Source organism: Flavobacterium soli DSM 19725, from assembly GCF_000422705.1.
Lineage (GTDB): Bacteria > Bacteroidota > Bacteroidia > Flavobacteriales > Flavobacteriaceae > Flavobacterium > Flavobacterium soli.
The window spans coordinates 262,646-271,565 of sequence record NZ_AUGO01000008.1 but is presented as its reverse complement, the minus strand read 5'-3'; the positions used below and the strand labels follow the sequence as shown (position 1 = coordinate 271,565).

Below are 8,920 nucleotides of genomic sequence, written 5' to 3'. Positions count from 1 at the left end.
TTCAATCCGGCTGGACCCTGCGGACCCATAGGACCCGTTGCTCCGTCCAAACCATCGTTTCCTGCTGGACCTTGTGGCCCCATAGGACCTGTTGCTCCGTCCAAACCATCGTTTCCTGCTGGACCCGTTGCTCCGTCAAGACCGTCGTTTCCTGCTGGACCCTGTGGTCCCATCGGGCCTGTTGCTCCGTCCAAACCGTCGTTTCCGTCAGCTCCGTTCAATCCCGCTGGACCCTGTGGACCCATTGGCCCCGTTGCTCCGTCAAGACCGTCGTTACCGTCAGCTCCGTTCAATCCTGCTGGACCTTGCGGACCCATTGGACCCGTTGCTCCGTCAAGACCATCGTTTCCGTCAAGACCGTCAAGACCATCCAGGCCAGGCGGTCCCTGGATACCCTGAGGCCCCACAGGTCCATTGGCAGCATACAGTGCATAGGGCACACTCATGAGTTCATTGGTTCCCGAGATGCCATAGCTGTTTCCTCCATCGGGATCGATTTCTGTCTTTATAAAATAAGGGCCTTCGGACCAACTGATCGAGCCAAAGGTTCCGACCATGGGAATCCCCACGCCTATTTCGATGCTTGCCAGACCATTCGTATTGGTACCGACAAGATGGGTCTCCTGGAATACGGCCGTGCCGGTAGCAGATCCCTGCAATATGCTTATCCTTATTCCGACCGGACTGTTGGCAATCAGTTCCCCTTCCGCGTCTCTCAGCACGGATTGATAGCTCATCTTTTGCGGTGCCTGAGCAAAAACCACCGAAGCAAACAGTAATGCGATTAGTGTAGTTATATTTTTCATTTAATCTCTTTTTAAAATTTTAAAGCTTTTTAGTGTCCGGTTCCCTGAATAGACCTTCAAAAGGTACATTGTGGAGGGCATTCGGTCCATGGCAATCGGTGTTTCCCTCGACGTCACCTTTTGCCCTTTCAGCAATTTTCCGTTAAGATCATAGAGCTCAAAGCGGATATTCTCCAACTCGAGCGAATCAAAACTGAGGTAGGCAGTGGAAACGGTGGGATTGGGGTAGACCCTTACGGAAAGCCTGATGGATTCAAACTCATCAGTTCCGAGCACATAGATCTCGTAGGGCTGCTGGATTCCCTGGGTGGCTTCGCCCCCACTACCGCTGATGGCAGTGTAGACCGGCACTCCGATCGAATTCGAGGCAGATCCTCCGCTTCCGGTGCTTTCACCTCCGGCGGCTACCGTGCCCTGTTGTGCGTGCAGCGATTGTGCCTGCAGTGTCGCGATAAAAAAAATCAGAAGGGTAAACTTTTTTTTCATTTATAGTAGGTATTATTTGGTTACGCAGTTTGGGGGGGATATTGGGGGTATCAATTCATTTTGCCTGTTGTTTCTTTTCTTGAATTCTTCATCTGCCTGAATCCCCATCTTGATCCGCTTGCAGTTGATTACCCTCCAAAGGAAAAGTGAGATGAACTACCTAGTAAATTAACAAAAGATAACTGTGTGCCATAAAAAAAGTGCCTCTCAAAACCTGAAAAGCACCTTTAGAATTAAGTAAAAACCTAACTATCAAATCATTAACCTTGAGTATTTGGACTAAAAATGATTGTCCTTTTTAAGGTTCTCCTCGCTCATTTCCATGAACTGGCTTGGAGTAAGTCCTGTAAGGTCTTTAAATTGCTTGTAGAAGGTGGCGTAACTGCTAAAACCTGATTCCATGCTTACCACCTTAACGGGCACCTTACTTCCCTTCTCAATAAACATTTTTTTTGCATGGCCTACCCTGTACCTGTTAAGGAATATATTGAAGTTGCTATTGCTATAACTATTAATCGCCTGCGAAATGTACTTGTCGTTTGTCCCCAGGATCTTGCTGAGGTCAGCAATATTCAAGCCGGGCTTCAGATACAGCCCACTTTCCATGAGAGGCAGGATATTGTTATACAGATTGGCCAATTTATTGGTAGCATCCTCCTCTACGGGGGTAAAAATTGCATCACGCACGTCTTCGCTACTTGCCCTGTATAGCTTTCTCACATAGGAGCGCATCCTAAAATAGTAATAGGTAATGATAAGGGAGGCAACTATTATAAAGGCGAGCAGGATCACCAACACCCACATTTGCCTATCCTTTCCAGTGATTTCCAGCCTTTGCTGCCTTATCTGGGCTTCTTTCCGTTCAAATCCGTAGAGGGTTTCCAGTTCCCTGTAGGTTGCTGTCGAAGAACTGATTTCCATTTGCTCAGCATACTCCAAATAGGCTTCCTGATTTTGCATATATGCGTCGAAATCGCCTATCCTGGCATAGTACTGCCCCCTAACCACATAGTATTCGTCCATGGCATTGCTTACCCCACTGCTACTGATCAGCCCATGGGCCTTTTCAAGGTATCCATCGACACTTTCAAAGCGTCCCTTCCTGATATCATTTTTCGCCAGATGCAAATATATATAGGAGGTAATGCCTTCCATTTCCATATTGGCGCCCAGTGAGATACGCAATGCCTCAGCGAGTGCCGTATTCGATTCGGCAATGCGGCCAAGCTGGTGATAGGCTTCGGCAATCGTATACAGGGTGTTGACTGCACCATATTGATTGTTACTCCCCTTATAAAGCTGCAATGCCTTGTATCCACTTCCTAACGAATTTTGTGATTCTACCTGGTCCTTATAAAACAGGGCCAGGTTCTGATAGCAAAGTGCCATGTTGACGGTATCCCCCTTCCGGCCGAAATACGACAACATCTGGCGTGTCCGGCTTTCGGCGGCCTCATATCTTTTTGCCCTCGCATCCAACAATGCAATGTTTATCCATGTTTGCCCTATACTGGTGGAATCGCCCCTTCTTTCAGCAATCTTCAGCGATGCATGATATTCCTGTATGGCTTCTGGCAACTGATTCAAATAATCAAAATTAGACCCTCTGTTGTTATAGCAGGCTTCCGCAAATTGGATATCCTTCCTTGAAAAATTGGATTTCAATGCCTTGGCATAATATTCATTAGAAAGATAGTAACGGGAATCATAATATTTAATGTAGCCCAACAGAAAATAAGACCTTGCGGTATACTCATCATTATCCTCCTTGAGGCTTCTTTCCAGCAATCCGTTTGCTGCCATTTCTGCCTTCCGCATATCGCCTGCCATAGCATATGCCTTGGCAGTGTCAAACATTTTCTTATGGACAGCGTTAGCTTGTCCTGCTGCATTGAGGGAAAGCAGGATCGCTATAAACAGGGGCAATTGTTTAATCATCTTTGTGTATGTTTCAGAATTGGGGCAAAATCCTACTCTTATCCTAACAGCTCCGCATTCATCCAATCGTTCCACATAATTGTCAATCCCATCTTGTTGGATTCGTGGGCTATCAGCAGAAGAGTATTCAGATACGGCTTAGTGCGGCTCCAGAATCAAAGTACTATTTACCTTGTCTCTTGGGGGCTGAGCTGCATAGAGGGGGTTAGAAAAAACAAAACTAAGTAAAATACTTACAATATTAGCGAATTGAATAAAAAAAAGGAAAAAAAATAATTATTTAAACTATATTCCCTATTAAATTTAAATTCATAATCTTTTGCTTAAAACCCTGCTTAGTGTTTACTTTTGACGTTACCTCCCGTACCCTTCCTGGCTTAGGGTGCGCTTCCCATGAAGCAATGCTGCAGTTGGCTATCCTGCCATCCAAACCCCTACCGCCAGATAAAAGATAAGCGGTACCAGAATCGTGAAGGAGGGAAAACGATGAAAGGGTCAGCCGAAGGGGAAGAGGCTGAACGGAGCCTGAGAGGAATCCTAGCCCAGACGCTTCCTCACGTCCTCCATATCGCGCTTCAATTCCATCAGCATTCCCCTCAGATCGCCGTCCCCTGCCGGTGCGGGTTTCCTATCGCTCCTGCCGATGCTGCATTCGTATTCCCATATTTCCAGGATATCGGAGACCGGTACCTCATAGGGCGGATAGAAGCCGTTGTCCGATTCCAGCACCAGCACATTCTTCCTGTTCCTGTTCAGCCTCTTGTAGACTATACCGCCGTTCCGGGTGATCAGGATATAGGTACGGCCGTCCATGACATCCCCCAGCCTCTCGACATACCTGCCGACAATGATGGAACCGGGTTCGTGGGGCGGCATGGAATCCCCCTCCACGGGAAAGCCCCTGTGCTTGCCAGGCCCGAGGAAAGGCAATGCCACCTGCTGGAGGTTCTCGATATATTCGGGATCGGCATAGCCATTCAAGTAACCCGCCCTGGCCTTCTCCGTCACGACCTCGATCAGGTTATTGCCGTGGCTATCGACCGTTATGGGGAGCAGGAGCCTGTTGTTTTCCAGCTTGAGCAGATCACCTACAGGAATCTTCCGGACGTCGACCGAAAGCAGGAGGTCAATGCTCATGGCAAAATAGCGCGACAGCGCCAGCAGGGTATCGGGTGGGGGAAAATTCTTCCCGTCCTCGTACTTTGCATAGCGCGGACGCGGAATGGCAATTGCATCGGCAACGACCTGCTGCGAAACATCCTTCCTGATTCTCAGGTACTTCAAATTTTCAGAAAATAGAGACATAAGTTAATGTGCGTATTTGTCACAACAAATATACATAAAACTGTGCGTATCCGTCCTAACTTTGCACCTTATATTTCCATCCCAAAATTCACCACTCATGACACGCTCGATCGTACACATGGACCTGGATACCTTTTTTGTTTCCTGCGTAAGGCTCCAGCACTCGGAACTGAACGGGATCCCCCTGATCGTTGGCGGAGGCGAAAGGGGCGTCGTTGCCTCCTGTTCGTATGAAGCCCGCTATTTTGGCGTGCGCTCTGCCATGCCGATCCGTATGGCTATGCAACTTTGCCCACAGGCGAAGATCGTAAAGGGCGACATGGAGCTGTTTTCCAAGAAATCCCATGAAGTGACGCAGATCATCGAAGAGAATTCCCCCCTGGTGGAAAAGGCCAGCATTGACGAATTCTATCTGGACCTGACAGGAATGGACAAGTTCTATGGCTGCTACAAATGGACCAGCGAGCTCATGCGGACCATTACCAAAGAAACCGGATTGCCCATAAGCTTTGCCTTGTCTGTAAACAAAACGGTTTCGAAAATTGCTACAGGAGAAGGAAAGCCCAAAGGAAATCTAGAGATTCCCCAAAACAAGGTACAACCGTTTCTCAATCCGCTATCTATTCGAAAGATCCCGATGGTTGGAGAGGTAACATTTAACTTACTATCGCGATTGGGCATCCGGAACATTGAAAAATTATCGGAAACGCCAGCGGAAGTACTGCAAAGCATCATTGGGAAAAACGGATTGGAATTGTGGAAGAAGGCAAACGGGATCGACCATACGCCCGTACAACCCTACACCGAAAGGAAATCCCTTTCAACCGAACATACCTACCTGCAAGACACCATCGATATCAAGCAGGTGCATTCCCTCCTTTTGGGAATGGTAGAGAAACTTGCCTACCAGGCACGTTCTGAACAATGGCTGGTTTCTACGCTGGTCATCAAAATCCGGTATGCCAATTTTGACACGGAAAGCCAGCAGCGGAAGGTTGCCTATACTTCCTGTGATCACATTTTGGGAAAGCTTGCTTTGGAACTGTTCCATAAATTGTACAATCGCCGTATGCGTATCAGGCTGGTCGGTGTTTCCTTTACAGGGTTGGCAAGGGGAACGTATCAGATCAACCTGTTCGAGGATACGGAAGAGATGATCGCCCTGTACCAGGCGATGGACAGGATCAAGAACCGCTTCGGGTATGATGCCGTTATGCGTTGCGGAGGACTAGATTCAAAATCACAAATTCCAAATTCCAAATCACAAATTCCAAATTCCAAATCACAAATTCCAAATAACAAATAACAAATTCCATGTATCTCAATTGCCATTCCTTCCATTCGCTCCGCTACGGCACGATTCCACTCACGGAGTTGGTGGCACAGGCTGTTAGATTTGGCGTGAAGGCCATGGCGTTGACCGATATCAATACCGTAACTGGCATCTATGATTTTACAAAGGCCTGTGAAAGCGTCCACATAAAGCCACTGGCTGGGATCGACTTCCGCAATAGTGGGAAACAATTGTATATTGGCCTGGCCAAAAACAGGAAAGGAATCGGGGAAATGAACCGCCTCCTCACCCATCACAACTTTGAAGATACCCCGCTTCCAGGACATGCCCCTGTTTTTGAAAATGTGATGATCCTATATCCTCTTGACAATGTACCTGAAAGTTTAAAAGAAAATGAATTTATCGGAATAACTGCCGAACAGTTACCCACGCTCTACCATCCTGCCTGGAAAAATAGGATGTGCAAGATGGTGATGCTGCAAACCGTTACCTATCGAAGCAAGAAGGAATTCAATCTCCATAAGATACTGCGGGCCATTGACCTCAATATCATAGGCTCAAAGCTTCAGGAAGCCGACCATTGCAAACTATCGGATATAATGTTTCCAAATGAAAGCCTCCTCAAAAGATTCAGTCCTTATCCACAGATTATCCAAAACACGGAAACCCTCGTAAGCGAGTGCAATTTTGAATACGATTTTGATACGCCCAAAAACAAGAAACATTATACAGCCAACAAGGAAGAGGATATAAGGTTACTGACCAAGCTTGCCCATAAAGGAATGATCCGCCGTTATGGTCCTGATAATGAAGAAGCAAGGGCAAGGGTAAAAAAAGAACTCAAGGTAGTCGATGAATTAGGATTCAGCGGCTATTTCCTTATCACATGGGATATTGTGCAATACAGCATCCGCCAAGGCTTCCTGCATATCGGCCGGGGAAGCGGTGCCAACAGCATCATTGCCTATTGTCTTGACATAACCGACATATGCCCTTTAGAACTCGATTTGTATTTTGAGCGATTTTTGAACCTGAACCGCAAGACCCCTCCCGATTTTGACATCGACTGGTCCTGGAAGGAAAGGGACACCATCCTGACCTATATCTTTGAAAAATATGGCAGGGACCATGTTGCCTTCTGCGGGACGAATGTGGAATTCAAGTACCGCTCCATCTTCCGTGAAGTGGGAAAGGTGTTTGGCCTGCCCAAGGAAGAACTGGATGAATTGGCCAAGAATCCGATGAAGACGCATCACAGGAACGGGGTGGTGCAACTGGTCCAGAAATATGGCATGATGCTCGAAAAATACCCCAACCAGAGAAGCATGCATTCCTGCGGCATCCTCATTTCGGAAGAACCCATCACCAATTTTACGGCCCTGGAAATGCCACCGAAAGGATTTCCCATCGTACAGTTTGACATGCATGTGGCAGAAGACATCGGCTTTGACAAATTCGATATCCTGAGCCAGCGTGGTATTGGGCATATTGATGATACCGTAAAGCTCATTAAAAAGAATCGGGGCATCGAGGTCGATATTCGTGATACTTCCCTATCAAAAGACGAGCGCAAATGCAACGCGCTTTTAAGCCAAGGCAAGACTATCGGCTGCTTCTATATCGAAAGTCCTGCAATGCGAGGCCTGCTTCGAAGGCTGAAATGTGACAATTATAAGGTATTGGTAGCGGCCTCCTCCATCATCCGTCCAGGAGTTGCACAATCGGGAATGATGAAGGAATACATCTTCAGGCACAATCATCCCGACAGGTTCGACTATTTCCATGACGTATTCAAGGAGCAGTTGGGTGAAACCTACGGTATCATGGTGTATCAGGAGGATGTAATAAAAATAGCCTTACATTATGGGGGCGTTGCTGCCACCGACGGTGATATCTTACGACGAGCCATGAGCGGCAAAGGTCGTTCCAAGTCGGCCTTGCAAAAAGTAAAGGACAACTTCTTTGCCTGCTGTGAAAAACAGGGACATCCGTTACCGCTGAGCCAAGAAATTTACAGACAAATAGAATCCTTTGCAGGCTATTCGTTTTGCAAGGCACATTCTGCCTCCTATGCAGTAGAGAGCTATCAAAGCCTTTACCTGAAGACGTATTACCCTTTGGAATTTATGGTGGCAGTAATCAACAACTTTGGTGGCTTCTACCGGACAGAGGTCTATATACACGAAGCAAAAATGTCAGGTGGAAAAATTCACAATCCGTGTGTCAACACAAGCGACTACCAGACTACATTATACGGAAAAAACATCTACCTAGGATTCCAGCATCTGAAAAGCTTGGAAGCAAAAGTAGCCCTGCATATAGAAAGCGAAAGGAAAGAGCATGGCGCATACCAGTCATTGGAAGATTTCATCAACAGGATACCCATAGGGATTGAAGGGATACAGACCTTAATTTTCATTGGAGCCTTCCGCTTTACAGGAAAAAGAAAGAACGAATTGCTCATCATAGCCCGATTGATCATGGTCAATTTCAAACCCGAAAACCGTTCGATGCTGTTATTGCAAGAACCCGTCAAGGAATACAAATTGCCTGTATTGGAACGTTCTCCATTTGAAGATGCGTTTGACGAAATTGAGCTGTTGAATTTCCCTGTTTCCGTTACGCCATTCAACCTATTGCAAACCCCTTACAGAGGAGATGTGATGGCGAAAGATTTGGAAAGGCACCACAAGAAAACCGTCAGGATGCTAGCCTATCTTATTTCCCGAAAGCACGTACCTACAAAAATGGGCGACATGTTTTTCGGAACCTGGATCGATGCGCAGGGGGAGTTCTTCGATACGGCCCATTTTGCCGACTGCCTAACGAAATATCCCTTCCAGGGAGGAGGCTGCTATCTGCTATTGGGCCATGTCGAAGTGGACTACCACTTCCCTACCGTTACCATATCAAAAATGGCAAAAATGCCGTTCATTCCTGACCCCCGCTATTCCGCCACCGATGAAAAGCGCTTCCAAGCACAGCAACAGATACGGGAGGACATCAGCATGACACAGCGAAAACCCTATCCACAGGAACATGAGATCAACCTGCCAAGGCAGAAGATGAATAAACAAATTTGATTAACCTT

The 8,920-nt window shown here is 47.0% G+C and carries 5 protein-coding genes and 1 pseudogene; 2 read left to right on the top strand and 4 right to left on the bottom strand.

The genetic code is table 11. The annotated features are described in order from the left end of the window. From G508_RS20410 to G508_RS19845, 4 genes and pseudogenes are all read right to left on the bottom strand, one after another. Window positions 1-737 (bottom strand): annotated as a pseudogene (locus G508_RS20410) (hypothetical protein); the annotation flags it as partial. Window positions 738-806: 69 nt separating this feature from the next. After that, complete coding sequence (locus tag G508_RS0111915; RefSeq protein ID WP_026705537.1) at window positions 807-1,292, bottom strand: T9SS type A sorting domain-containing protein; 486 nt, start codon at window positions 1,290-1,292, stop codon at window positions 807-809. 279 nt (window positions 1,293-1,571) lie between these two features. Beyond that, on the bottom strand, window positions 1,572-3,230 hold the full coding sequence (locus G508_RS19585) for a helix-turn-helix domain-containing protein (RefSeq protein WP_051197586.1): 1,659 nt from the start codon (window positions 3,228-3,230) through the stop codon (window positions 1,572-1,574). Window positions 3,231-3,767: 537 nt separating this feature from the next. Then, the gene (locus G508_RS19845; protein ID WP_084625969.1) at window positions 3,768-4,535 is read right to left on the bottom strand and encodes an XRE family transcriptional regulator; all 768 of its coding nucleotides are present in this window, start codon (window positions 4,533-4,535) and stop codon (window positions 3,768-3,770) included. Window positions 4,536-4,632: 97 nt separating this feature from the next. Between G508_RS19845 and dinB the strand changes: the two genes are divergently transcribed. Next, window positions 4,633-5,841, top strand: coding sequence for a DNA polymerase IV (gene dinB / locus G508_RS0111900; RefSeq protein ID WP_026705535.1), 1,209 nt, complete (start codon window positions 4,633-4,635; stop codon window positions 5,839-5,841). Between the two features lie 8 nt (window positions 5,842-5,849). Next, the gene (locus G508_RS0111895) at window positions 5,850-8,912 is read left to right on the top strand and encodes a DNA polymerase III subunit alpha (RefSeq protein ID WP_026705534.1); all 3,063 of its coding nucleotides are present in this window, start codon (window positions 5,850-5,852) and stop codon (window positions 8,910-8,912) included. Window positions 8,913-8,920: the final 8 nt, after the last annotated feature.

Coding starts and splice junctions, on each gene's coding strand:
- G508_RS0111915 (WP_026705537.1), bottom strand. CDS start 1,292: ATGAAAAAAAAGTTTACCCTTCTGATTTTTTTTATCGCGACACTGCAG.
- G508_RS19585 (WP_051197586.1), bottom strand. CDS start 3,230: ATGATTAAACAATTGCCCCTGTTTATAGCGATCCTGCTTTCCCTCAAT.
- G508_RS19845 (WP_084625969.1), bottom strand. CDS start 4,535: ATGTCTCTATTTTCTGAAAATTTGAAGTACCTGAGAATCAGGAAGGAT.
- dinB (WP_026705535.1), top strand. CDS start 4,633: ATGACACGCTCGATCGTACACATGGACCTGGATACCTTTTTTGTTTCC.
- G508_RS0111895 (WP_026705534.1), top strand. CDS start 5,850: ATGTATCTCAATTGCCATTCCTTCCATTCGCTCCGCTACGGCACGATT.